The organism is Gemmatimonas sp., assembly GCF_031426495.1.
Classification (GTDB): domain Bacteria; phylum Gemmatimonadota; class Gemmatimonadetes; order Gemmatimonadales; family Gemmatimonadaceae; genus Gemmatimonas.
Window position 1 is genome coordinate 1 of sequence record NZ_JANPLK010000045.1, and the last position, 24609, is coordinate 24609.

General features: G+C 66.4%; 18 protein-coding genes. 5 read left to right on the top strand and 13 right to left on the bottom strand.

The genetic code is table 11. The features are described 5' to 3' along the window. Positions 1 to 236: 236 nt before the first annotated feature. A complete protein-coding gene (locus tag RMP10_RS12125; RefSeq protein WP_310570501.1) occupies positions 237 to 1397 on the top strand; it encodes a hypothetical protein in 1161 nt (386 codons plus the stop codon). Between the two features lie 41 nt (positions 1398 to 1438). Here RMP10_RS12125 and RMP10_RS12130 read toward each other — a convergent pair whose 3' ends face one another. The 13 genes from RMP10_RS12130 to RMP10_RS12190 all read right to left on the bottom strand — a co-directional run bounded on the left by RMP10_RS12130 (position 1439) and on the right by RMP10_RS12190 (position 19343). Further along, positions 1439 to 2047, bottom strand: coding sequence for a Uma2 family endonuclease (locus RMP10_RS12130; RefSeq protein ID WP_310570502.1), 609 nt, complete (start codon positions 2045 to 2047; stop codon positions 1439 to 1441). A gap of 121 nt (positions 2048 to 2168) precedes the next feature. Beyond that, positions 2169 to 2942, bottom strand: a complete 774-nt coding sequence (locus RMP10_RS12135) for a hypothetical protein (RefSeq protein ID WP_310570503.1) — start codon at positions 2940 to 2942, stop codon at positions 2169 to 2171. Positions 2943 to 3007: 65 nt separating this feature from the next. Further along, positions 3008 to 4105, bottom strand: a complete 1098-nt coding sequence (locus RMP10_RS12140) for a serine hydrolase (protein WP_310570504.1) — start codon at positions 4103 to 4105, stop codon at positions 3008 to 3010. 210 nt (positions 4106 to 4315) lie between these two features. Continuing rightward, the gene (locus RMP10_RS12145) at positions 4316 to 6757 is read right to left on the bottom strand and encodes a FlgO family outer membrane protein (RefSeq protein ID WP_310570505.1); all 2442 of its coding nucleotides are present in this window, start codon (positions 6755 to 6757) and stop codon (positions 4316 to 4318) included. Then, positions 6754 to 9174, bottom strand: coding sequence for a protein kinase (locus tag RMP10_RS12150; protein ID WP_310570506.1), 2421 nt, complete (start codon positions 9172 to 9174; stop codon positions 6754 to 6756). Before RMP10_RS12150 ends, RMP10_RS12145 begins: the two co-directional genes overlap by 4 nt. Positions 9175 to 9179: 5 nt before the next feature. Then, positions 9180 to 11639, bottom strand: a complete 2460-nt coding sequence (locus RMP10_RS12155; protein ID WP_310570507.1) for a protein kinase — start codon at positions 11637 to 11639, stop codon at positions 9180 to 9182. Between the two features lie 7 nt (positions 11640 to 11646). Beyond that, positions 11647 to 12813, bottom strand: coding sequence for an AAA family ATPase (locus RMP10_RS12160; RefSeq protein ID WP_310570508.1), 1167 nt, complete (start codon positions 12811 to 12813; stop codon positions 11647 to 11649). Between the two features lie 63 nt (positions 12814 to 12876). Then, positions 12877 to 13263, bottom strand: a complete 387-nt coding sequence (locus RMP10_RS12165; RefSeq protein ID WP_310570509.1) for a type II toxin-antitoxin system VapC family toxin — start codon at positions 13261 to 13263, stop codon at positions 12877 to 12879. Between the two features lie 7 nt (positions 13264 to 13270). Beyond that, positions 13271 to 13543 (bottom strand): type II toxin-antitoxin system VapB family antitoxin, encoded by a 273-nt coding sequence (locus RMP10_RS12170; RefSeq protein ID WP_310570510.1) that lies wholly within the window; start codon positions 13541 to 13543, stop codon positions 13271 to 13273. A gap of 76 nt (positions 13544 to 13619) precedes the next feature. Beyond that, positions 13620 to 16079 (bottom strand): FlgO family outer membrane protein, encoded by a 2460-nt coding sequence (locus tag RMP10_RS12175; protein WP_310570511.1) that lies wholly within the window; start codon positions 16077 to 16079, stop codon positions 13620 to 13622. Continuing rightward, on the bottom strand, positions 16076 to 16474 hold the full coding sequence (locus RMP10_RS12180) for a type II toxin-antitoxin system VapC family toxin (protein ID WP_310570512.1): 399 nt from the start codon (positions 16472 to 16474) through the stop codon (positions 16076 to 16078). Before RMP10_RS12180 ends, RMP10_RS12175 begins: the two co-directional genes overlap by 4 nt. A gap of 29 nt (positions 16475 to 16503) precedes the next feature. After that, positions 16504 to 16785 (bottom strand): CopG family transcriptional regulator, encoded by a 282-nt coding sequence (locus RMP10_RS12185; protein WP_310570513.1) that lies wholly within the window; start codon positions 16783 to 16785, stop codon positions 16504 to 16506. Positions 16786 to 16898: 113 nt separating this feature from the next. Next, positions 16899 to 19343: a protein kinase gene (locus tag RMP10_RS12190; protein ID WP_310570514.1), complete on the bottom strand. Its 2445-nt coding sequence runs from the start codon at positions 19341 to 19343 to the stop codon at positions 16899 to 16901. 161 nt (positions 19344 to 19504) lie between these two features. Between RMP10_RS12190 and RMP10_RS12195 the strand changes: the two genes are divergently transcribed. The 4 genes from RMP10_RS12195 to RMP10_RS12210 all read left to right on the top strand — a co-directional run bounded on the left by RMP10_RS12195 (position 19505) and on the right by RMP10_RS12210 (position 24607). Then, complete coding sequence (locus RMP10_RS12195; protein ID WP_310570515.1) at positions 19505 to 21166, top strand: serine hydrolase domain-containing protein; 1662 nt, start codon at positions 19505 to 19507, stop codon at positions 21164 to 21166. Positions 21167 to 21206: 40 nt separating this feature from the next. Continuing rightward, positions 21207 to 21707, top strand: a complete 501-nt coding sequence (locus RMP10_RS12200) for a hypothetical protein (protein ID WP_310570516.1) — start codon at positions 21207 to 21209, stop codon at positions 21705 to 21707. A gap of 203 nt (positions 21708 to 21910) precedes the next feature. Further along, positions 21911 to 22375 (top strand): hypothetical protein, encoded by a 465-nt coding sequence (locus RMP10_RS12205; RefSeq protein WP_310570517.1) that lies wholly within the window; start codon positions 21911 to 21913, stop codon positions 22373 to 22375. Positions 22376 to 22546: 171 nt separating this feature from the next. Then, entirely contained in the window at positions 22547 to 24607 is a 2061-nt protein-coding gene (locus tag RMP10_RS12210) for an NAD(P)H-dependent oxidoreductase subunit E (RefSeq protein ID WP_310570518.1), read from the top strand. The last annotated feature ends 2 nt before the right edge of the window (positions 24608 to 24609 follow it).

Consider the following 24609-nt stretch of genomic DNA (forward strand, 5'->3'; position numbering starts at 1 on the left):
GCACGCTCATGTGGGGAGTATACCTCGCTTTTGAGCGTTTCGAACCGACGGGTGTGTCACTACCCAGCCCCCGCAAAACGCGCCTGTCGATCGGCCGATTTGTTTCAAGGGGTCTGAGTCGTTGAACGGCGTTTCAACGACTCTGACCCCATGAACTGCCTTGAACTGATCATGCGTGCGCCACGCCTCGATCCGTCCGAGGCTCACCTTCGGATACACCACCCGTGCAGAACGTCATGAGCCGTGTGAAGCTGCTGGGCCTTCTCGCTGGCCTGCTGCTGCCAGCCTTCGCTGCGCACGGCCAAGGCGCCAACGCTTCCGTCGCGCGCGGGTCACCGACGGCGGAGCGACTCCCGATCTACGTGGTCGACCCGACGTGGCCGCCGACGCTGCCGAACGACTGGACCTGGGGTGATATCCGCGGGCTGTTCGTCGACGACCGCGATCACCTCTGGATTATTCACATGCCGTCGAGTCTCACCGATCAGGAAATCGGCGCGGCGTCCAAGCCGCCGATTGCCGATTGCTGTTTCCCGGCGCCACCGGTGCTTGAACTCGACGCCAACGGGAAGCTCGTGCAGGCGTGGGGTGGGCCGGGCGCCGGGTACACGTGGTTCAGCCAGGAGCACGGCATCTACATCGACCATCACGGCTTCGTGTGGATTGGGACGAGCAACGGCATGCACGTCATGAAGTTCACGCAGAGCGGCAAGTACGTGATGACGATCGGCGAGCCGGGGGTGAACAAGGGGAGCAACGACTCGACGCACCTGGGTGGGCCGGCCAACTTCTACGTCGAGCCCAAGACCAATGAGCTGTTCATTGCCGACGGCTACATCAACAAGCGCGTGATCGTGTTCGATGCGACCACGGGCGCCTACAAGCGTCATTGGGGCGCCTACGGCAAGCGGCCTGACGACACGGTGCGGTATGCGTATCCCGTGAAGCCAGCGTCGCCGCCGCAGCAATACTCCACGCTGCACGGCCTCGTGGGGACCAAGGATGGGCTGCTGTACGTGTCGGACCGACGCGGGAATCGGATTCAGGTGTTCCGGCAAAACGGCGAGTTTCTCATGGAGCGCTTCGTACGCCCCGAAACCGGCGGCGCGGGGAGTGGCTTCAGCCTCCAAGTTTCGCGCGATGCCGAGCAAAGCCTGTTGTATCTCATCGACGGCACGAACCAGCGAGTGTGGATTCTGCGACGGAAGGATCTGGCGATTCTCGATCGCTTCGGCCGGCCGGGTCGTCAGTCGGGCGAATTCATTCGCGCGCACATGATCGCGATCGATTCCAAGAACCGCATGTACACCGGCGAGGCGGGGAACGGCCGACGCATTCAGCGGTGGATTCTGCAGGGGACGCGACCGGCGGCCTCGGTTACACCGCCGAAGCCATGAGCGTGCGCGTCGCGGCGGAGTTCACCGTTCAATGGGGCGCGCTACTCCGCGAACAGCTCCACCAGCGGGAGCACGAACCCGGGCAGCAGCAGCTCCTCCCGAAGCACGTCGTCACCGCCCAGCAGGTCGTGCGCGCCATCGTCCCGGTAAATCGCGACCTGGCGCGTTCGCGGATCGACCACCCACACCACGCGGGCGCCAGCCTCGAGCCAGTCCCCGATCTTCGCGAGCACCGCGCCGGGGCGGTCGGACGGCGAACGCACCTCGACCGCAAGATCTGGCGCGAATTCGGCGTACCCGTCAGGCAGTGATCCATCGTAGCGTTCACGCGAGATGTACGCCGCATCGGGGGCGCGCACAGTGTCCGGGTCGTGCGACAGCCAGAAGCCGGCATCGCCGCAGACGAGCCGTCCCCGCGTGCGCTCAGCGCCACGCGCGTCGCGGTCGCGAGTGAGGTACAGGCGCAGCGCGCCCACGACTCCCGCTTCGATCTCGCCATGCCGGCTCCCGGATGGCTCACACACGAGCAGGCGCCCGCGCACGAGTTCCACGCGCTGGTTCGGCGCGGAATACGCCAGCAGCTCCTCGGCGGTCATCAGCGCGGCGGATGTCATCTCGCGCGGGATCCCCTGAAGCGTCGTGGAGTTCATGCGCCAACGATATGCTGCGGCGTCAGCACCCGGTCATCGCGGCGCAACGTCAAGGTACGCCGCGCGTTCCGCCGAGTCCACTCGGCGTTTCAACGACTCTGACCCCTTGAACTTCCTTGAACTACTTCGCGACCACCTTGGCGTCTTCGACCAGCACCGCGTACGTGTAGCCCGCACCCACATCGCGATTGAGGCGCACCGTGCCGGTGATCGTCACCGTTGCGCCCACCGTGACGGCATCCAGCGTCGTCACCGTGATGTCGTGCGTGCCCGTGGCGGCGGCGCCGCTGCCGTCTTGCAGATGAATCCAGTTCTTGCCCATCACGGCGGCATTGTATTTCACCACGGTACCGCGCACCGAGACCACCGTGTTGGCCAGCCGATCTTTCTGCGTCCACAGCTCCGCGATCGTTCGCGCGTTGGCACCCGTCGCCTTGGGCACCGGTGCGACCTGCGCGTCGGGGGCCGGCGGTGCGCCTGTCGTGGTGGGCTGGCCATCCGTGCCCGCCATCTCTGCGGGCATCGTACCGGGTGCGTCCAGCGACCCGAAGTAGATGCGGTCGAAGGTGCGCTTGAGCGTCTTCGACTCGAACTGCTCCATCAGCAGGGCGTTGTACACGGTCACCTGTGCACCAACGGTGAGCGGCGCCTCGAGCACCGCCACCCATAGCTCGCCCGTGGCCGTCTTGAGCCGGAGGTACACATAGGGCGAGACCGCGACCTGCTCCAGCAGCGTACCGGTGATCGCGTGGCCAAGCGGTTTGGCCGACGTCGCAGCCGACGTCGTGGCCGCTGTACGCAACGACGTGCCGGGTGTGCCCCCGTCAGCCTTGTCGCCGGCGGAACAGGCGACCGTGAACACCACGACGCACACGAGCGGAGCAGACCAACGCATGAGGACTCGCAAGAAGAGAGACGGATGAAATGTGGCGGTACGCAAGCGAATCTGGTGCCACGCCTTTATGGTGCCGGTGAACGCCGTACAGGAGAAGCCGGGCCGTCGAAATAATCGACGACGCGCTTCGCGGCCCGTCCGATCATGTCTTCCGTCTCGCCCAGCGATCCCGTCACACCATTTACGAAGAAGGCGACGATGATGGTTCCCGATCGCGCGTAGATCATGCCCACGTCATTCGCGATGACGGGGCTGTCACCCGTCTTGTGCGCCACCGGCACATCGAGGAAATGCGGGAGCCGTCGCGCGCCGGCCTGCTGGCGACGCAGCATCGTGCGCATCAGCGCGGCGCTCGAGGCCGAGGTCATCGTGCCGCGCTCGATGGCCTCGAGCAGGCGCCCTGTTTCGCGCGGATTCATGTCGCCCAACCAGTAGGCGTGGTCTTGCACTGGCAATCGGCTCCGACCGTCGGCGAGAATTTTTTTGTTGACCGGGTCGCGCACCATGTCCACCCACTTGGCCCGCGCGCCGGTGAAGAGCGACGCATACAGCTCGAACAGCGCGTCGCCCTGCTGCGCGTACTGCAATCCCGTAGTCTCCTCGGCCGTCAGTGAATCGAACGCCGGATTCACCAGCGCCAGAATCTTGCGGCGATACACGTGCCCGCGCGCCACCATGCTCAAGTGCGCAAAGCCCGAACGCTTGAGCCACGTGTTGAGACTGTCCACGCCGCCGACTCGCGTCAGCAGGAGATCCGTGGCCACGTTGTCGCTCGTGATCACCATCTCCGTGAGCAGATCCTTGATCGTGGGGGTCTGGCCGAGGTCGTGATACTGTAGCACACCGGATCCATCGCGCAGCTCGGCCCGACCGATTTCGACGCGGTCTGTGAGGCGGATCTTTCCCTGGTCCACCAGCTGAAAGGCGCGGACGAGGATGGTGAGCTTGATGACACTCGCGCTGCTGAACGGCTCATCCGCCCGCACGGCCGCCTCTTCACCGGTGGTGAGATGCTTCACGTACACGCCGGTGCGCGCGGGCATGCGCGCGAGCTCGGATTCGAGCAGGCGGGTGAGGCCGCTCGTGGTGGGCTGCGCCGCTGCGGAAGCACACGCGAAGGTGGACAGGGCGCAGAGCACCACCGCGGCGACGGTGCGCCGCATGAGCGCGTGGCCTTCGTTCGCAACGTGGTGAATCGACATCATCGGTTCCCGGGGGCGTTCAAGGGGTCAGCAGCGTTCAAGGGGTCAGAGTCGTTGAACGACTTTTCAACGACTCTGACCCCTTGAACTTGACGAGGGCGGGCCATCAGCCTTTCGGCCGGATGCACTCCTGAAACGGCGGATAGTCGCGGAGCAGTGCACGCAGGTCGGTCATTTCTCGATGCTCGCCATGATCGCGTCCGCGCGCGGATCCTTACGCAGCGCGTCATAGCGCTCGGCGCGGTTGTACATCTGTAGCCAGTTATCCGATTGCTTTACGGCCCGCGCGATCATGTCAACGGCGCCGGCATGATCGCCAAGCACCTCGAACGTGGCGGCCAGCACGGCCATGGCCGGCAGCTCGCCACCGTTGACGCGACGCAGATGGTTCATGGCGGCGCGCGACTCGGCGGGCTTCCCGGCACGGGCCAGCACGTAGGCGAGAATGCCTTCCGTCTGGTTCGGTCGATCGGTGGGGAGCTGAGCGAGGTTCCGGGTCAACACGGCAACCGCATCGTCGTGCTTGCCGAGATAGCTCAGGACCTCACCGCGTGCGTCCAGCGCCAACGCGTAGGTCGAGTCCATCGCGAGGATCGCACGCGTGGCCGAGTCGGCCTCACGATAACGGCGCTCCGTCATGAGCAGCTGCGCGGCCCACGTGCGCGCGATTAGTGAGGCGGGTTCCGCCGCTTGCGCACGCGCGGTCCGATCACGGGCCTCTTCGAAGCGGCCCATGTGAATGAGATTCAGCGCGTGCCAGCCCCAGAGCGTCGCGACACTGGAGTCGAGCATCTGTGCCCGCCGGTAGTTCGCGTCGGCCTCGAGATTCTCCCACAGGCTCGACTTCGCGGACCCAATCGCCCCCCACGCCTCCGCGACCGTTGAATCGAGGGCGATCGCGCGTCGGGCGGCAGCGATGGCAAGGGGGGCGGTCGTGCGCGCCGTCCCTTGCTCGTAGAACGGGATCGCCGAGATGGCCAACGCGAGCGCGCCCTGCGCACGGGCGAACGACGGATCGCGAGCCACCGCACGTTCGAACAGCGCGATGGATTGACGCACCGTTTGCGCGGTCCGTCGCCCGAACAACACCTGGCCCTGGAGATACCAGGCATAGGCCTCGGGGTCGACAGTCTCCACGCGCGTGGCCTGCGCCGCACGGGCCCCTCCCAGTGCGCCGAGCAACTTGGTGGCCACGGCGCGCGCGATCTCGTCCTGCAGCGCGAACACGTTCGTGAGCGGGCGATCGTACTTCTCCGTCCACGTCACCGCACCGTCTGTCGCCGACACGAGCGAGACATTCACGCGTACCTGCCCCGCGGCACGCTGCACACTACCGGTGAGCAACGAGCCCACGCCCAGTTCGCGCGCGATCGCGCTTTCATCCATGCCACGCGCCTGCAATGCACCGGCGCTCGAGCGTCCGATCACGCGCACGCCGGTCTTGGAGAGCGCGCGTGTCATTTCCTCGGCCAGCCCGATGCCGAAGAAATCGTCGGCCTTGTCGCCGCTCAGGTTGGCCAGCGGCAACACGGCGATCGAGCGATTCACGGCGGCCGCCGCCGCGTTGCTCGCGGTAGTCGGCGACGCACTCGGCGTCAGCGCGACCCCGACTCGCCAGCCTTTCGACACCAACGCCACCACGGCAGCGATGGCGATCACGCCACCCGCCAGCAGCATCACGTTCCGTCGTCGGCCACTCGGTACCGTGGCGCCGCTGCGTGCCGCAGATCCCGTCACCGCACTCGGCGTCGCTATCGCATCCAACGCCTGCAGCACTTCGTCGGCGCTGGCCGGACGATGCGTGGCATCCTTAGCCAGGCAGCGCTGCACGAGATCGTTGAGCGCCGGCGACACATCCGCGTTGCGCGAAGTGAGCGGCGCCGGTGTTTCGGTGAGATGCGCAGCGATCATCTGCGTGCTGTTCGCCTTGGCCGTAAACGGATGGGCACCGGCCAGCAGCTCATACGCCACGACGCCCCACGCATAGATGTCGGCGCGATGGTCCACATCGGCGCCCACCGCTTGCTCGGGCGCCATGTACGCCGGCGTCCCGATCGACCCTCCCGCCTGCGTGAGCGACGTGCTTGCAGCCTGCGCGGCCGCGTCGTCAAGCGTACGCGACGCACTCAGCGCTTTCGCGATGCCGAAGTCCGTCACCACCGCCGTGCCGCCCGACAACAGAATGTTCTCCGGCTTGATGTCGCGATGTACCACGCCCTGCGCGTGCGCATACGACAGCGCCCGTGCCACGTCGCGCAGAATGCTCACCGCTTGGCTCACCGTGAGGCGCGTGCCACTCGCCAGTCGCGCGCGCAGCGATTCGCCGGTCACGAACGGCATCGTGTAGTACGGCAGCGAGCCCGAGCTGCCGGTGCTGATCACGGGCACGATGTTCGCCTGCTGCAATCGCGCCGCCAGCTTGACTTCGCACGCAAAGCGTTCGGCGCTCACGCCTTCGGCGAGTTCGGGGGCAATCACCTTCACCACCACCGTGCGGCCCAGAGCGTTTTCGTGCGCCACGAACACCCGTGACATGCCACCGCCGCCAAGCTCGCGCTCGAGGGTGTAGCCATCGCCGAGGGTGGACTGCAGTTGGGTGCGGAGGTCGGTCACAGTCGCCCTCGATACTCAGCCACAAGGGCCGCCCATCGCGGGTCTCCATGCAATGGCGTGAATTCCAACGAATTGATCACCCCGTACAAGGTCGGCTCCTTTGTGCGCACGGCGAGCTGTAGTCGCGAAAACGCCGAGTCCACCGCACCAATTTGTGCGTAGACGATTGCTTGGTGCGAGAGTCGCAGTGAGTTCGACGCCACCTGCGCGGGGTTGATCGTATCGAGCAGCGCCCGCGCAGACGCGGTATTTCGGATTCCCCGCGCGTCTCCCCATATCTGGCCACACATCGCTTCCGGCTTCGCGGTCTTGATGCACTCCGCTCGCGCGTCCGCGAATTTGCGAGCAGCGCCGAAGGTCAGTTCCGCGTACCAGTGTACGGTGGCGTTGTCTGCGTTCTCGGCAACCATACGACGGATGACCGCCGCGGCGGAATCCACCCGTCCGAGGGCAAGGTACCACAGCGAGATCTCCTGGTGCACCACGGGGATAAGCGGTTCCAACGCCAGCGCGCGTCGCAATGGTGATTCGGCTTCGGCGACGCGCCCGAGCGCCAGCAGCAGTACGCCGCGCTCCTTCCAAGCCTGCGCATTGCCCGAGTCCAATTGGACAGCGCGCTCCGCGGCGGGCAGTCCGGCACTAAACCGCTGGTCTTGCTCATACACGGTGGCCAGTGCCAGGTGCGCATCAGACTGCATGCTATCCAGCGCGACGGCACGCAGTGCCGACGTGAGCGCAAACGCACTGGACTGCGCTCTCGACGTCGATTCACCGTAGTTCGGCAGATAGGCGATGGCTTCCGCCTGTCCGGCCCACGCGCGTGCGTACGATGAATCGAGCGCGATGGCCCGGCCAAACTGTTCCGCCGCACGTTTCAGATTGACGAGTCCACGCTGCTTGAGCAGAAAGCGCCCCAGCAGCTGCGCGTCGCGCGCATCGGCATACATGCTTTCCGGCCGCCGCACTGCCGCGAGGTCGGCGGCGCCCAGCGTAAGAGACAGTGCGCTGGCCACGCGCTCCGCGACATCGGCCTGCACCTTGAAGACATCGGTGAGCCGTTGCTGCAGCGGTTCCCCCCAGATCTGCGCCCCGGTGCTCACACGAATGAGCGCCGGCACGATGCGCACCAGCGTGCTATCGTTCGCACCGCGACCGCTCGCGCCGGCAATGCGTGCCCACCGAATGGATCCGCTCAGCGCGTAGTCGGCGCCCAGTTCGCGCGCGATGTCCTGCGGCGACTTGTTGGAGCCGCGGTAGCGCAACACACTGGCGCGTGCGATCACACTCAGCCCCGGTACACGCGCGAGACGTCCGGCAATCTCCTCGGTGATCCCGTCGGCGAAGTACGCATCGTCGGCGGCACCAAGGTTGTCGAAGGGAATGACCACGACCGTTTGCGTGGCGGCCGCCGTGGCCACGGGTGGCGTGCGCTTCGCGTACCAGCGGGTGCCCGCTTCGGCCAGTGCGAGCAGCAGTGCAGGCACGGCGACCTTCAACCACAGCGGTCGCGGCGGTCGCGGAGCACTTCGTGGCGGCGTGTCTACGCTCGGTGTGGTGATGCCACTCAGCCGCGAGAGCAGTGCGCTCGCGTTGGCCGGTCGCTGCGCGGGATTCTTCTCGAGGCACTGCATCACGAGCGCGCTCACCTCGTTCGGCACGTTCGATGCGACGTCGGCGAGTGCGCGCGGCGGCTCGGCGATGTGGGCCGCAATCAGTTGCGAGGTACCAGTCTTGCCCGCAAACGGATGCGCGCCGGACAACAGCTCGTACGCGACGACGCCCCACGCGTAGAGGTCGGCGCGCGCATCCACCGCTTCGCCAACCGCTTGTTCGGGGGCCATGTACGCCGGCGTGCCGATGCTGCTGCCGACTTGCGTGAGGGTACCGTCTGGCGACACGGGCGCGGCGCCGTCCATCGTGCGCGACGCACTGATCGCCTTGGCGATACCGAAGTCGGTGACCACCGCCGTGCCGCCAGACAACAGGATGTTGTCGGGCTTGATGTCGCGATGAATCACGCCTTCCCCGTGCGCGTACGCCAACGCGCGCGCGACATCGCGCAGCACGTTGATCCGATCGTGCATCAACAGCGTGATGCCACCGGCTACCTGCGCGCGCAACGACTCGCCTTTCACGAACGGCATCGTGTAATACGACACGCCTCCCGATATCCCCGCCGACAACACCGGTACGATGTTCGCCTGCTGCAACCGTGCCGCGGTCGCGATCTCACGCGTGAAGCGCTCGGCGCTCACGCTCGCCGAGAGTTCCGGCGCCAGCACTTTTACTACTACCTCGCGGCCCAGCGCGTTCTCGTGCGCCACGAACACGCGCGACATGCCACCACCGCCGAGTTCGCGCTCGAGGGTGTAGCCGGGCCCAAGGGTGGATTGCAGTTGGGCGCGAAGATCGGTCATCCGTGTCACCGGCGCCGCGCGATAGGCCACGTCATCGGCGTCGTGTTGCTACAGCGCGTCATGCCGCTCCGCGCGAGCAGCGCGAGGAAACGTGGGTTGTTGCGGAGCGGGATGGTGAGCGGGTCGCAGGTGGGCGTGATGAAGTAAAAGCGGTGGAACAGGTCGCGATCCCATGAGGCCTCCAGCAGATCCATCGCCCGGTCGTACTCGCCGAAGGCCATGGCCGCCATCCAGAGGTCATCCCGCCATCCGCTCCGGACGCGTTGGCGCATGATCTGATCCCGTCGTTGCTCGGCCTCGCGCCAGCGTCCGGCCGCAGCCAAGGCGAAGAGCTCGCTGCCCCGGGCTTCGGGAAGCACGTCAAGAACTGGTCGTAGCGTGGCGAGCGCGCTATCCGGACTGCCGCTGAAGGTCAGCGTGGTGGCTAACAGTACCTGTGGCCAACCGCTCAGCTGTTCGCGCTGCAGCAGCAGCTCGCTTGATCGACGCGCCCCGGGGAGATCGCCGCGGTACTGGAGCAGGCGCGCCTCGTGATTCGCGATGGGCCCAGAGATCGGGTCGAGTGCGCGAGCCCGCCCAAGTTCGGCCCACGCAGAATCGAGATCCCCTGGCATGCTCATGGCGACCGACAGTCGGAAATGCGCCAACGGATTGTTCGGCTCCAGTCGCAGCGCCCGATCGTAGTTTGCCTCTATGGCCGTGAAGTTCGGTCCTTTCCGCATCCTCACTGCGCCAAGGACGAGATAGGCATCGGCGACAGTGGAATCGAGCTGCAGCGCACGACGTGCCTGCGCATCCGCCTCCGCCAGCGTTGCGCTCACATCGAGCGTGTCCACGTAGTCGGGCAACACGGAGTATACCCCGCCCAATCCGGCGTAGGCACGGGCGAACTTTGGATCCCGATCGATGGAGGCGCGGTAGGCCGCAATGGCGCGCTGCAGTGAGACCGGATCACGTCGCGCGAACAGGTAGTTGCCCTGCAGGTACAGATCGTACGCCAGCGTATCGCGTGTGCCGCGACTCGCCACCACGCTGGTGGCGATCGTGCTCCCGCGGAGTGTCGGCGACACCGCACTCACGATCGCGGCAGTGACTTCGTCCTGCACCTGAAAGACGTCGCCTTTGTCGTTTTCGTAGCTGTTCTGCCAGAGCGCCTTGCCATCCGCGCTGCTGGTGAGCTGCACCGTGACACGCACCCGGCCGCCGGCGCGACGCACGGTGCCTTCAATCAGCGCCGCCACGTCGAGCTCCTGGCCAATGTCCTTCGCGCTGACGTTTTTGCCCTTGAAGGCAAAGGACGAACTGCGACCGGCCAGGCGCAGCCCCGGCAACTTGCCAAGGGCGTTGGCGAGTTCGTCGGTGATGCCATCGGCGAAGTACTCGTCTTTCGGGTCGCCACTCACGTTCACGAACGGCAGCACCGCGAGCGTTTCGATGGTCTTGGGGTTATCCGTCGACGCCATGCTGCCAGTGTCTGCTGATCCCGTATCCCGTGTGCGCGAACCCCACGCGAAAAGCGCCGCCACGCCGAGCAGCACCGCGAGACTCGCCGCAGCGAGCACGGACCGGTTCAAACGCGCGGGCCGCGGAGCCGCAGTCTCGGTGCTCGGCGTCTGCACGTTCGCCAGTCGCGCGAGCAGCGCATCTGCATTCGGCGGACGCTGCGCGGGGTCCTTTTCGAGACACTGCATGACGAGCGCGGCGACGTCGCGCGGCACACCCAACCGGGCCGCATCCAGCGGCGGTGGTGCCTCGCTGATGTGCGCCGCCACCATCGCCTGCGGCGTACTCCGCGCGGCGAACGGATGCGCGCCCGCCAACAGCTCGTACGCCACCACGCCCCACGCATACAGATCGGCGCGCGCGTCGGTGTTCACATCGCCCAGCGCCTGCTCTGGCGCCATGTAGGCCGGCGTGCCGATGGACGTGCCCAGCGAGGTGAGCGTGTTCCCCTCGGCCTTCGTGCTGGAGGCGGAGAGCGCTTTCGCGATCCCGAAGTCGGTCACCACCGCGGTGCCGCGCGACAACAGCACGTTTTCCGGCTTGATGTCGCGGTGCACGATGCCGCGTTCGTGCGCGTAGGCCAGCGCCTGCGCGATGTTGCGCAAAATGCCGAGCGCCTCGGGCACCGGCACGGCGCCCACCACCAGTCGTGCGCGCAGGGAGTCGCCGCGCACGAAGGGCATGGTGTAGTACGGCAATCCTTCACTCGTGGTGCCGGCGGCCAGCACCGGCACGATATGCGGATCCTGCAGCGCCGCGGCGAGCTTGATCTCGCGCGTGAAACGCTCGGCACTGAGCGCGGCGGCACGCTCGGGGGAGAGCACCTTCACCACGACGTCGCGCCCCAGCGCGTTCTCATGCGCTATGAAGACGCGCGACATGCCGCCACCACCGAGCTCGCGCTCGAGGGTGTAGCCGTCGCCCAACGTCGATTGCAGTTGACTGCGCAGGTCGGTCGTCACGAGGTCCTTACCATCCGAGAGCCCTGAGGCCCTGTTGCCACGGCAAGACGTCCACGTCTCCCAGGCGCTTGGGCTCCTTGCCAAGGTACCACACCATGCGCCGATGCGGCTTGCCGTAGTAGTCGGCAAAGCGCGCCAATCCACCCAGATCCGACGGCGCTACGGTGCGTGAGGCTTTGACCTCGATGGCGAACAGGTCGCTCCCGCGCTCGACGATGAAATCCACCTCCGCGCCATGCTCGGTGCGAAAGGTGGAGACCCGCGCGTCGTCGTCGAACGCCGCGGCGCTGTGCACCAGCTGTGTGTACACCAGGTGTTCGAACAGACGGCCGATGCGATCGGGCGAGGCCACGAAGTTCCCGAGCAGCCCATTGAGGACGCCGACGTCGAAGAAGAACACCTTGGGATGCTGCACCAGACGGCGGGTGGCGCTCTTGGCAAACGCGTCGACGCGATGCACCAGCAGCGTGTCCTCCAATACGTCAAGCCAGCGTCCAGCCGACATGCGACTGACCTGGGCGGCCGTGGCGATCTTGGCCAGGTCCAGGTGCGACCCCGCCCATTCCCCGATCACGGTGAGGAACCGGGCAAACCCTTCGAGACTGCGCGTCAGATTCTCGGCTTGGACTTCCTCGCGCAGATAGATGGCCGCGTAACTGCGCAGCGTCTTTTCGCGGTCGCGTACGTTCGACTCCGCGAGCACCCCTGGTAGCGTGCCATGCATGAGGGCCGTGCCGGTCGGGACGTCGTAGTCCATCTCGGCGCTGGTCAATGGTCCCATGCGATACGCGTGCAGCCGACCCGGCAACAGATTGGCTTCGCCACGACGGAGCTTCCGTGCGCTCGAACCCGTGAGGAGGAAGCGCAGGCCTTGCTGCGGTCGGTCGAGCAACGACTGAATGGTGTTGAGCAGACTCGGACTGCGCTGGATTTCATCGATGAAGATGGTGCGCATGGCGCCTGCTTTCTTGGGCGCGGGCAGCGCGTCGAGGCGCGATTCGAGTTCGAGCGGATTCCGCGCGAACTCGAGATACGTGGCCTCGTGCGCGAGGTTGATTTCGAGCGTCGGGTGCAGCGCGCGCATGAGCGTGGACTTCCCGACCTGTCGTGGCCCAAGCAACAGCACGCTCTTGCGGGCCGCGGCGAGGAGGGCTTCCAGTCGGCGGGAATACATGTGGTAAAATTACGCGGCTATTTTACCGCATGCAAGCAGCGCTCAGGTGGACGGCGCCCGAACTCATGCGAGCACGCAGTCCGTCTGCGGGAAGTCGTCACCCACGCAGAGCAGCGGCGCGCCGGCCACCACCGAGATCGCGTACGACAAGCAGTCGCCGAAGTTGAGTGCCGCGGGATGTCTGCCCTTGCCGTAGCGCAACCACGCGCCCATCGCCACGCCGAAGTGCGCTTCGGTCACGTCAACGACGGTAATGCCGCTTTCCTGCAGCACACGCGCCAACAGCCCCCGCGCGTCATCACGCAATCGGGCGGACAAGACGATGCCGGTTTCGAGGAGAGTGGCCGCACCGATCGCGAGCGACGACGCTTCGCGCATGCGCTGCAGTAATCGTTCGGCCTCAGGCTCCTGCAGCACGATGGCGACCAATGCCGAGCTATCGATGATCACGGGCGAATCACGCGCCGTCGGGTCCGTAGCCGAGGATCTGCTCCTCCTCCGCTTTGCTCAGCCGCGTGCCACGCACGGATGCGGGAATGGCGGGCCAAATCTCGCGTTCCAGCAGTCGACGGAGGCGGTCGGCAGGATGGAGATGCCCACTGCTCCGGGCGAGACGATCACGCCGTTCCTCGAGCGACCGGCGGATCGCCTCCGTCTTGGTCTCGCCAGTCAGCGCGGCCACCTCGTCGAGAAGCCGTTCGACCCGCTCGTTCTTGATATTGACGGCCATCGCTCCTCAACGGTATACAGTAATACAGAAAAACTACTTAAATAAAGAATCTCGAGCAAGCCGAGGACGAGGTTGGTCACTCCGGAGGGGTGCTCGACGCACCCGCCACCTCGGGGTACCCCAGCGTCCTGAACACCGGTTGCAGGCGAGGGTCTCCGCGCAGCCGGGGGCCGAGGTAGGCGTACATGCCCCACGCGAAGCGTACCTCGATTTGCTCCGGGTCCCGCGCGGCGCGTTCCATGACGGCAACCACGACGCTGTCGCTCCGCATGAACCGCGCGAGCGGAACAGCGGCGAAGGCTGGGCCGCGCGCGATCAACGAGTCAGTCGCCATCTCGCGTGTGGCGGGGTTGGCCCAAAGCGGGGCTAATCGCGCGAGTACGGCGTACTTGTCGGTGGCCGGATCCTTGAGCGCCGTGCGCAAGACCACGGCGGCTTCGTCAAAGCGCCCGCGCGCGAGCTCGTGACTGAACCGAAAGCGCCAGGCGTACCACGCCTGCGGCTGCTGCGCCAACCCCTGCGCGTACAGCGGTGCGGCGTCTTCCGGACGATCCTGACCGTCATAGGCGATGGCCAGGGAGAGGGTGATCACGTGCGCGAGCGGATCGAGCCGATGCGCCGCTTCCATTTCCCGCACACCGTCATCAAATCGACGATTCGCCATCAGGGCGTAACTGTACCACTGATGCCCCGTGGCATACGCGGGGCTGAGCGCGATCGCGCGCTCGAAGGCCGCAAGCGCCTCCGCGTCCCGTTCGCGCTTCTCGAGCGTCTCCCCGAGTGAGGCGTACGCCTCGCCGAGCGTCGGCGCCAACGCGATGGCCCGTCGAGCGGCGGCTTCTGCCAGCGGGAGTATGGAATCGCTCGTCACGCCGGGCACGCTGTATTCGCCGGGCACCGATAGCACATACGTATCGGCCAAGCCTGACCACGCACGCGCGTAGTTGGAGTCGGCCGCGATGGCCTTCTTGAAGGCCGCTGTCGCTTCGATCATCCCGGCAGTGGTGCGCAAGTTCCAGTAGTAGCGGCCCAGCAGGTACGCCTCGTACGCGGCAACGTTCGCGGTGCCCCCGACATTGCGCGACGAGTCCGGCACCGCGGAAAGCGTAAGACGCATGGCGGAGACGACCGCCCGCGCCACTTCATCCTGAACCGCGAAGATATCCGCGGCGGGCCGATCAAAACTCTGCGACCAGAGAATGGAATCATTCGCGATGCGCACCGCGCGGGCCGTAATGCGCAGCTGATCGCCGGCGTGCTGGATGCTGCCGGTCAACACCGCCGACACGCCGAGCAGCTTGCCGATGGCCTGGAGGTCGTTCTGCTTGTCGCGCACGGAGAACGCGGACGTGCGAGCCGAGACCGTGAGACCGGGCACCTTCGACAGTGCGGTGATGAGCGTTTCGGCGACGCCATCCCCCAGATATGCGCTGGACCGGTCAGGGCTGAGGTCGGCGAAGGGGAGCACGGCGATGGAGGTCGTGACGTTGGCGGCGGAGGCGACGCCGTCACGAGGGGCACGTGACATCCAGAACACCACCGCAGCCAGTGCAGCGAGGCCCGCCACGGCGGCGAGGCCGATTCGCCAGCCGGACCGCGCATGCGCGGTGGTCGCCGCACGCGACTCGCTGATTGCACCAGCGTGGATCGTGCTAGCGTGAATCGCGCCGAGAGTGATGCTGCCAAGGCGCGTCAACAGCGCGGTGGCACTCGCCGGTCGGTCGGCCGGATTCTTGGCCAGACACTGCATCACGATGGCAGCAAGATCGGGCGCGATACCAGGCATGTGCTCGCGCAGGTCGCGCGGCACCTCGGCCACATGCGCCGCGACCCACTGCGCACTGCCGGTCTTCCCCGCGAACGGATGCGTACCCGACAGCAGCTCGTACGCGACCACGCCCCACGCGTACAGGTCAGCGCGATGGTCGATGGTGTCGCCCACCGCCTGCTCCGGCGCCATGTACGCCGGCGTGCCGATGCTGCTACCGACCTGCGTGAGCGTACCGTCTTTTGACGCGGGCGCGGCGCCCTCCATCGTGCGCGATGCACTGATGGCCTTCGCAATGCCGAAGTCGGTGACGACCGCCGTGCCGGCCGACAGCAGGATGTTGTCCGGCTTGATGTCGCGGTGAATCACGCTTTGGCCATGCGCGTACGCCAGCGCTCGCGCGACGTCGCGCAACACGTTCAGCGCATCGGCGGGTGAGCACGGCGTGCCATTCGCCATCAGCGCGCGCAGCGATTCGCCGGTCACGAACGGCATCGTATAATACGGCACCCCGCCCGCCGTACCGGCCGCGAGCACCGGCACGATGTTCGCCTGCTGCAGCCGCGCCGCCGTCGCGATCTCGCGCGTGAAGCGCTCGGCGCTCACGCCGGCCGACAACTCAGGGGCCAGCACCTTTACCACGACGTCACGCCCCAACGCATTCTCGCGCGCCACGAAGACGCGCGACATACCACCGCCACCTAGCTCGCGCTCGAGGGTGTAGCCGGGCCCAAGGGTGGCTTGAAGCTGCGCGCGGAGGTCGGTCACGGTTCGATCCGCACCAGGCTCGGGATGACATCGAAGTCGCGATCATAGCTGCAGATCGCCTCGAGTCCCTCGTGCAGCACCACCGCCGCCTGGAGCGCGTCGCGCGCCATCAGCGCGGGATGGTGGTCCAGCAGCTCGCGGGCGCGATCGAGCATTTCCACCGAGATGGGCACGACGCTCGGGAACAGTTGCCGCGCGAGATCGTAAACCTGCCGTCCGTCCGTCCACCGTTTGATCGCGCGATACCGGTGCAGAATTTCCTGCAGTGTTTCCGCGTTGATCGTGGCCGCGACGTCGCCGCGCGCGACGCGCTCCAGCAGTCGCGCGCTGGGCGCCTTATGCGGATGCGCCGCGCCGGCCGCGTACATCAGGATGTTGGCGTCGATCAATATCATGGGCGGATCAGGCAGCGATCATGACGCACCTAGCGTTCGGTGCGCGGACGCGGACGCGGGCGTGACATGAGCGCCTGGGCGGCGGGCACGGATTCGTGTTTCATGTCGCGCGGCGACGCCACGGGCAGCGACAAGGCCGACAACGCCGCGACGGCCGCGACCCGCGTATCGGTATCGACCAAGCCGTATTGTGCGGCGCACGCCTCGCGCACCAGCTCGCCCAAGCTGGTGCCACGTCGCGCCGCGAGCGCGGTCAGTCGCTCGTGCGCTTCGGGCGAGAAGAGAATCGTGGTTTTCTTGGAAAGCTCCATATGCACCTCCGTAGGTGGAGCTTAGCGGCGGTAGCGGCTGGGGCAAGGGGACGCGGGTTTCAACGACTCTGACCCCTTGAAGGCCTTGAACGCCTTGAACGCTCCCGCCCCGCTCACCGCGGCCGCCCCCCGCTGGGCGACGTGAACAGCGCCACGTCCAGGCCGAGCGAGCGCACGATGGCGGCGAAACGCGGGGTGGCGCGGATCGGATCGTAGCTCGCATCAGAGAAGGGGATGAGCGCAATGATCGGTTCTTGGCGCGCGATGGCCCGCTCGAGTGCCGAGAGCGCCTGTGCCGAATCGCGCGCGCCCAGCCATGCGCGCGCGAGCGAATAGTTGAGGCGTGGATGGTCCTTCGTGCGGCTGGCCAGCGCGCGTGCCATGGCGCTGACCCGTGCCGTGTCGCCCGTCGCCCCGATGACGTAAGCCGCGGCGGTCGCATCCACGGTGTCGCGCGCCAGTCGCAGCGTCGCCTCGGCCAGACGGAGCGCATCGGCCTTCCGACCACCTCGTAGCATGGCGAGCACGGACAGCGACTGTGCCACCGTACTCGTGGAGTCCAATTCCCAGGCGCGTTCGGCGGCCGCGATCGCTTCGACCTGCCGACCGGCAACCGAGAGCGTGATCGCGGAGATCACGACACTCGGAAAATTGACCGGATCGAGGGTCGTCGCCTTTTGTATCTCACCGACCGCATCGTCCACGCGACCGATCGAGAGCAGCAGTCGGGAGAGGTAAAAGTGCGCCAGCACACTCTGCGGATTCAGACGCAGCGCGCGCCGCAACGCCGCGTCCGCGTCGCGCCACTGATACGCGTACGTATGCGCCACGCCGAGCGCAATCCAGGCATTGGCCGAGTTGGAGTCGAGACGGACCGCCCGCTTGCCCGCCGCCAGCGCCTGCGGAAGCGCATCGCGCAGGGGCGTGTTGGTATAGAGCCCCATTTGGAGCCAGATCAGTCCCAGCACGGCCTGCGCATCGGCGAACTGCGGATCCTTCGCCACCGCTTGCTGCATGTAGTCGAGCGCGCGACTCACGCCCGGACCACGCCGCTGATAGAAATACATGCCCCGCTGGTACAGATCGTACGCCTCGAGATCACTGGTGCCGCGGGCCGCCCTGGCTGCAGGCGCGGCACCGCCCGCCAGCGTGACCTCCAACTCGCGCACGATCGCCTGCGCGATATCGTCCTGCACCGCGAACACGTCTCGGGCATCGCGCTCGAAGCTGTCGTTCCAAAGTACCAACCCTGTACGCGCGTTGGTGAGCTGCGTGGACACGCGCACCTTCCCGCCGGCGCGGCGCACGGTGCCTTCGAGCACGCCGCCTACATTCAGCGCGGCGCCGATCTCCTGCGCCGACTTCTGCTTGCCGCGAAACGCCGCGGCGGAACTGCGTCCGGCGAGTTGCAGGCCGGGCACTTTACCCAGCGCGTTCGAGAGTTCATCCGCCATGCCCTCGGCGAAGTACGCGTTGGCGGTGTCGCCACCCACGCTTTCGAAAGGCAGCACCACGAGCGAGCGCACCGGCGATGCGCTGTCGGTCGCAACGGGGCCTGTTTCCGTGCCGCTGCGCGACGCGCTCGATTCCGTAGCCCGCGGGCGAAGCAGAGCCCAGCCACCGATAGCCAGTGCGGCCACCACAACGCCCGCCGCCACAAGTGGCGCGCGCCGCCGACTCGGCGCCGCCGCTTGCTCGACGCTGCCCGAGGTCACACTGGCTAATCGAGCGAGCAGCACATCCGCACTCGGCGGACGCTGCGAGGGGTCCTTCTCCAGACACTGCATCACCAGTGCGGCCACGTCCCGAATTACACCCAACCGGGCCGCGTCAAAAGTAGGCGGGGCTTCGCTGATGTGCGCCGCCACCATCGCCTGCGGCGTGCTCCGCGCGGCAAACGGATGCGCGCCCGACAGGAGCTCGTACGCCACCACGCCCCACGCATAGAGATCAGCCCGTGCATCGGTGTTGACATCGCCCAGCGCCTGCTCCGGCGCCATGTAGGCCGGCGTGCCAATGGACGTACCCAACGACGTGAGCGTGTTGCCCTCGGCCTTGGTGCTCGAGGCCGAGAGCGCTTTCGCAATCCCGAAATCGGTGACCACCGCGGTGCCGCGCGACAGCAGCACGTTCTCCGGCTTGATGTCGCGATGCACGATGCCGCGCTCGTGCGCATAGGCCAGCGCTTGCGCGATGTTGCGGAGAATGCCGAGCGCCTCTGGCATCGGCACGGCGCCCGCCACCATTCGCGCGCGCAACGAGTCGCCGCGCACGAAGGGCATCGTGTAGTACGGCAGCCCGTCACTCGTGGTGCCCGCCACGAGCACCGGCACGATGTGCGGCTCCTGCAGTGCCGCGGCGAGCTTGATCTCACGCGTAAATCGCTCGGCGCTCAACGCGGCGGCGCGCTCGGGGGAGAGCACCTTCACCACCACGTCGCGCCCCAGTGCATGCTCCTGCGCCACGAACACGCGCGACATGCCGCCGCCACCGAGCTCGCGCTCGAGGGTGTAGCCGGGCCCAAGCGCTGCTTGCAACTCGTCGCGGACGTTACTCATCGGGGATCACAAGGCGTACGAAGTCGGGGCGGCATCGGCTCAACTTACCACGCGACCCGACCAGACGGCGACCGGCGGCGGCGCGTGGACCGTATGACACGGCGGTGGTACCTTCTGGCTCTCATTGACGACTGTCCGTCCCTCTCCGCACGCACCCCACCATGCGCTCCGCCGCCACCCGCCACGCCCTTGCTGCCGTCGTGTTGTTGGCGTCGGCACGCCCCGCCTCTGCGCAGATGGCGCTCAGCGACAGTATCCGCATCGGGATCAATCGGGTGTTTGCCACGTGGACGGATGCCGAGGGCCCCGGTTGCGCGCTGGGCGTGAGTCGCGATGGAACGCTGGTGTTTCAGAACGGCTATGGCATGGCCAACCTGGAAACCGGCGCACCGATCACGCCGGCCACCATCTTCCATGTGGCGTCCATCTCCAAGCAGTTCACGGCGGCGGCTATGCTGCTGCTCGAGAAAGACGGCTCGCTGTCGCTGGACGATGACGCCCGAAAGTACCTGCCGGAGCTGCCGGACTACGGGCACCGTATCACGATCCGGCATCTCCTCACGCACACGAGCGGCCTGCGCGATCAATGGGATCTGCTGGCTATGGCGCGTGGTCGGTTTGATGAGAATCGCATCACCGAAGCCGACGTGTTGGAGATCGTGCCGAGGCAACAGGCGCTCAACTTCGTGCCCGGTACCGAGTACCTGTACAGCAACACCGGCTTCACCCTCGCCGGCACGATCGTGCGGCGCGTCAGTGGCGGGCCGCTGCGCGCCTTTGCCCAGCAACGCGTATTTGGTCCGCTCGGCATGACGCAGTCTCACTTTCACGACGACTACACCATGCTGGTGAAAGGCCGGGCGGCCGCCTATGCACGCGGCGGCGACGGCCAGTGGCATGTGAGTATTCCGAACTTCGACACCTACGGCGCCACGAGCCTGTACACCACCGTGGGCGATTTGCTGAAGTGGACCGCGAACGCCACCACGCCGGTGGTTGGCGACGCGCAGATGACGCAGCGCATGTGGACGAGCGCCACGCTGGCCAATGGTGACACGAGCGGCTACGGGCTCGGGATCACGCGTGAGGTGTATCGCGGCGCCACGGTCGTCGGCCATGGTGGCGCTGACGCAGGGTATCGCGCGCACATCGCCACGTTTCCCGCGCAGCGTCTCTCGATCGCCGTGCTGTGCAACGCCGCGTCCGCCGTGCCGTCGGCGCTCATGCGCGGAGTCGCGGACGTCATGCTCCGTGATCAACTCGCACCAGTATCGGAGCCGGTGCGTGCGCTCGTAACGCCGTCGGCGAAAACGCTGGCGCGCATGGCCGCAGTGTGGGTCGATTCCGTAACCGGTGCGCCGACGTTCATCACACGCCGTGGTGACTCGCTGGTTGTCGGGCGCGTGACCGGACCGGCGCTGGTCGCGCTGAGCGACACGACGTTTTGGGTCACCGGACAGCCCGTCGAGTTCATGGTGACGCCGAACGGGTTAGTGCGCCGGACGTTGTCGTGGCCGACGCGCACCCCGACCGTCCTCACACGCCGTGCCGTCGCGCAGTCGTCACGTGCGGCGCTCGAGCAGCTGGCCGGCAGCTATTACAGCGAAGAACTCGGGGCGACGTACGTCGTTACCGCCACGGACAGCACCATCCGGCTCAACACGCGCTGGGCGATCGAGCGGGAACTGCGCCCGGCGTATGGCGACACGTTCATCGGGGACTTTCAGGTCGCCTTTACGCGCGGACGTAACGCGGCCGTGAATGGCATGCTCATGAGCAGCGGGCGCGTACGGAACGTGCGCTTCGTCAAGTCCACGCGGTAAGATGTATTCGACCTCCCCTTTCACTCCCCAGATGACGCCCATGCGTACATCACTTGCCATCGCCGTTGCCATTGCGCTGATCAGCGTTCCTCACCGCGAGGCCACCGCGCAAACCTCGACGAAGGCGCCCAATGCGCGCACCGCCGTCATCGCCGTCGCCGACTCTGCGCTGGCCGCGATCACCCGCGGTGACGTGGTCGCATTCACCGACCTGATGGTGCCCGAAGCCGTGATGTTCCCCACGTCCACGCGCGATGGCGTCACCGTGTATCGGGTGCGCACGCGCGAGGCGCAGCGCAACGCCCCGATGACCGGAATCATCGAGCGCGGCTTCGCGCCGCAGGCCATGGTGAGCGGTGGCGTGGCAATGGTCTGGTATCCCTACGACCTCTACGTCAACGGTGCGTGGTCGCACTGCGGTGCTGACGTGTTCACGCTCGTGAAAAGCGCGGACCGATGGCGCATCGCATCGATGGCCTGGAGTGCGGAGCAGCCACCGGTGTGTGAGAAGCATCCGGCGGGGCCACCCCTGAAGCGGTAAAGACCACGACCGCTCGCGGTAAGCTTCAACGCGTCCGTCAACGACGCCGACCTCATGAATCACGGTCGCCGCGGCAAAACTGCGTGGCAAGCAACCTCGACTGCACGTCATTGGCGCCCCGAGATAGTCGAGCGCATACTTCGAACTCTGCCGCAACCGTTCGACTCACCGTGCGGCCTCTTGGCCGCGAACACGAGGAAGGTATGCGCATACTCGCAATTCTCACGGTCGTAGCACTAGTGGCATGTTCCAAGGGCGACACGCCGGCCGTGGATTCCACCGCCATGACGTCAACGATGGCCGCGGCTGCGGCCCCGCTGACCGCTGCTGACGTCGATGGATCATGGAATGGCATGAGCATGGGAGAGACCAGTGATTCCGTCACGCTGCGTTGGACGACAAAGAATATTGACGGCACCACGGGGACATTGATGATCGAAGGCCAAAAGGACGCGATCACGTTCACCCGCACCTTCGACGCGGACAGCATGATCGCGTCGAGCACGCCGTACGCCAACCCTGCCGACGCGAAGGGTCCGAAGCTGCTGTTTCGCTCGGTGGGTCGGCTGAAGGATGGCAAGTTGGTCGGCACGTCGGCCAACATGCTGGCCGACAAGCCGGATTCGGTGGTGAGCCGCGGCCGCTTCGTGGCAACGAAAGCGCCGTAAGCCATCGCCGTACTGCAACACCAGCGCGGGCCACCTTGCCGAGGTGGCCCGCGCTGCATTTCGGATCTCATGTCGCATACCACTACCCCGACGGGGTAGCCAGCCCGACCGTCGCGACGTATTTCAACACTGACAACGCGCAGACTATCATCATCGACCAAGGACCGGCGAATGCCAGTCGACGTGGACCACGAACTGGAGGTACTGCAGGCGCTGCTGGACGGTTCGCCAACCGACGCCGATTACCTGCTGCCGGTATTGCAGCAGGTACAGCAGCGATTCGGGTATGTTTCGCCAGCGGCGATCCGGTTTGTGGCGCAGGCGTTCAACCGGTCGCGTGCCGAGGTGTATGGCGTCGTCTCGTTCTACGGCGACCTCCGTGAGGAGCCAGTCGGCGACGTCGTGGTACAGCTGTGCATGGCCGAAGCCTGTCAGGCCGTAGGATGCCGGGAGCTGGCGCGGCACGCCGAGTCATCCCTGCAGGTGAAACTTGGTGAAACCACACCGGATGGTCGCGTGCAGCTGGAAGCCGTGTACTGCCTCGGCAACTGCGCGCTCGGGCCGTCGGTGCGCCTCGGAGGCGCCGTGCACGGCGGGGTCACGGCTGATCGGTTGGACGCGTTGGTGCACGAGGCGTTGACGACGGCGCATCGCGAGGCTGGCACAGTGACCGACCTGACTGATTCGAGCGACATCGTTGCCGCTCGAGGCATGCCGTGTACGGTGCGCGTGTTCGTACCGAACGACACCGCCGCGCGATCGGTCGGTGCGGATGCCGTGGCCGCGGCAATCAACGCGCTTGGGCTCGATATCGCGGTCGTCCGCAACGGATCGCGGGGCGCCTACTGGCTGGAGCCGCTCGTCGAGATCGATACGCCCCAAGGTCGGGTCGGGTTCGCCAACATCACCGCTGAGCAGGTCACAGCGTTATTCGCCGACAGGCGGTTGCCGAACGCAGACCATTCGCTCTCTATCGGCCTCGTGGATGACATCCCCTGGCTGCGCGACCAGCATCGCATCACCTTCCGACGCGTCGGCATCATCGATCCACTCTCGCTCAGCGACTACCGCGCGCACGGCGGATGGGCTGGTCTCGAGCATGCGCTCACGGTCACCCCGCAGGCCATCATCGACGAAGTGAACGCGTCGGGGCTGCGCGGACGCGGTGGCGCAGCGTTCCCCGCCGGTATCAAATGGCAGACCGTGCTCAACGCGGAGTCGGCCACCAAGTACATCGTGTGCAACGCCGACGAAGGCGATTCGGGCACGTTCGCCGACCGGTTGCTGATGGAGGCCGATCCCTTCCAGCTCGTCGAAGGCATGATCGTCGCCGGACTCGCCGTAGGAGCAACCCGCGGCTTCATCTACCTGCGATCCGAGTATCCGCACACCATTCACGTGATGACCCGCGCGCTGCGGATCGCGCGCGACGCCGGCGTACTTGGATCGCGCGTGATGGGTACAGCGAACGCGTTCGACATCGCGCTGCGCGTAGGCGGCGGCGCATATATCTGCGGCGAAGAAACCGCGCTGCTGGAGAGCCTCGAAGGCAAGCGTGGCGTCGTGCGCGCCAAGCCCCCGCTGCCCGCCCGTTCAGGGCTGTTCGGCCAGCCCACCGTCATCAACAACGTGCTGACGCTGGCGGCCGTGTCCGCCATCGTGGCGCACGGCGGTGCACACTACGCCGGCTTCGGCGTCGAGCGGTCCACGGGTACGATGCCCTTCCAACTCGGCGGCAACGTCATGCGTGGCGGCATCGTCGAGGTGCCGTTCGGGATCACCCTCACCGATCTCATCACGCGCTTCGGCGGCGGCAGCTACAGCAGGCGCCCCATCAAGGCCATCCAGGTGGGAGGGCCGCTGGGCGCGTACCTGCCCGAGTCACAGTGGGGTACTCTACTGGGGTACGAGCACTTCGCTGCCATTGGCGCGATGCTGGGCCACGGTGGCATCGTGGTGTTCGACGACACGGTCGACATGGGCGCGCAGGCCGAGTTTGCGATGGCCTTCTGCGCCCACGAGTCGTGCGGCAAATGCACCCCCTGCCGCATCGGCTCGACGCGCGCCGTGGAAGTCATCGGCCGCATCCGTCGCGGTGAGGCGAAGCGCAAGAACTGGGAGCTGCTGGACGAGTTGTGCGAAACGATGGAGCTGGGCTCACTCTGTGCGCTGGGCGGCCTCGCGCCGATGCCAGTGCGTAGCGTGATGAAGCATTTTGCCGGAGATCTCTGACC

Excerpts from the sequence above, each read along its gene's own strand:
- RMP10_RS12125 (WP_310570501.1), top strand. The coding sequence starts at position 237 with ATGAGCCGTGTGAAGCTGCTGGGCCTTCTCGCTGGCCTGCTGCTGCCA.
- RMP10_RS12130 (WP_310570502.1), bottom strand. The coding sequence starts at position 2,047 with ATGAACTCCACGACGCTTCAGGGGATCCCGCGCGAGATGACATCCGCC.
- RMP10_RS12135 (WP_310570503.1), bottom strand. The coding sequence starts at position 2,942 with ATGCGTTGGTCTGCTCCGCTCGTGTGCGTCGTGGTGTTCACGGTCGCC.
- RMP10_RS12140 (WP_310570504.1), bottom strand. The coding sequence starts at position 4,105 with ATGCGGCGCACCGTCGCCGCGGTGGTGCTCTGCGCCCTGTCCACCTTC.
- RMP10_RS12150 (WP_310570506.1), bottom strand. The coding sequence starts at position 9,174 with ATGACCGATCTTCGCGCCCAACTGCAATCCACCCTTGGGCCCGGCTAC.
- RMP10_RS12160 (WP_310570508.1), bottom strand. The coding sequence starts at position 12,813 with ATGTATTCCCGCCGACTGGAAGCCCTCCTCGCCGCGGCCCGCAAGAGC.
- RMP10_RS12170 (WP_310570510.1), bottom strand. The coding sequence starts at position 13,543 with ATGGCCGTCAATATCAAGAACGAGCGGGTCGAACGGCTTCTCGACGAG.
- RMP10_RS12180 (WP_310570512.1), bottom strand. The coding sequence starts at position 16,474 with ATGATATTGATCGACGCCAACATCCTGATGTACGCGGCCGGCGCGGCG.
- RMP10_RS12185 (WP_310570513.1), bottom strand. The coding sequence starts at position 16,785 with ATGGAGCTTTCCAAGAAAACCACGATTCTCTTCTCGCCCGAAGCGCAC.
- RMP10_RS12190 (WP_310570514.1), bottom strand. The coding sequence starts at position 19,343 with ATGAGTAACGTCCGCGACGAGTTGCAAGCAGCGCTTGGGCCCGGCTAC.
- RMP10_RS12195 (WP_310570515.1), top strand. The coding sequence starts at position 19,505 with ATGCGCTCCGCCGCCACCCGCCACGCCCTTGCTGCCGTCGTGTTGTTG.
- RMP10_RS12200 (WP_310570516.1), top strand. The coding sequence starts at position 21,207 with ATGCGTACATCACTTGCCATCGCCGTTGCCATTGCGCTGATCAGCGTT.
- RMP10_RS12205 (WP_310570517.1), top strand. The coding sequence starts at position 21,911 with ATGCGCATACTCGCAATTCTCACGGTCGTAGCACTAGTGGCATGTTCC.
- RMP10_RS12210 (WP_310570518.1), top strand. The coding sequence starts at position 22,547 with ATGCCAGTCGACGTGGACCACGAACTGGAGGTACTGCAGGCGCTGCTG.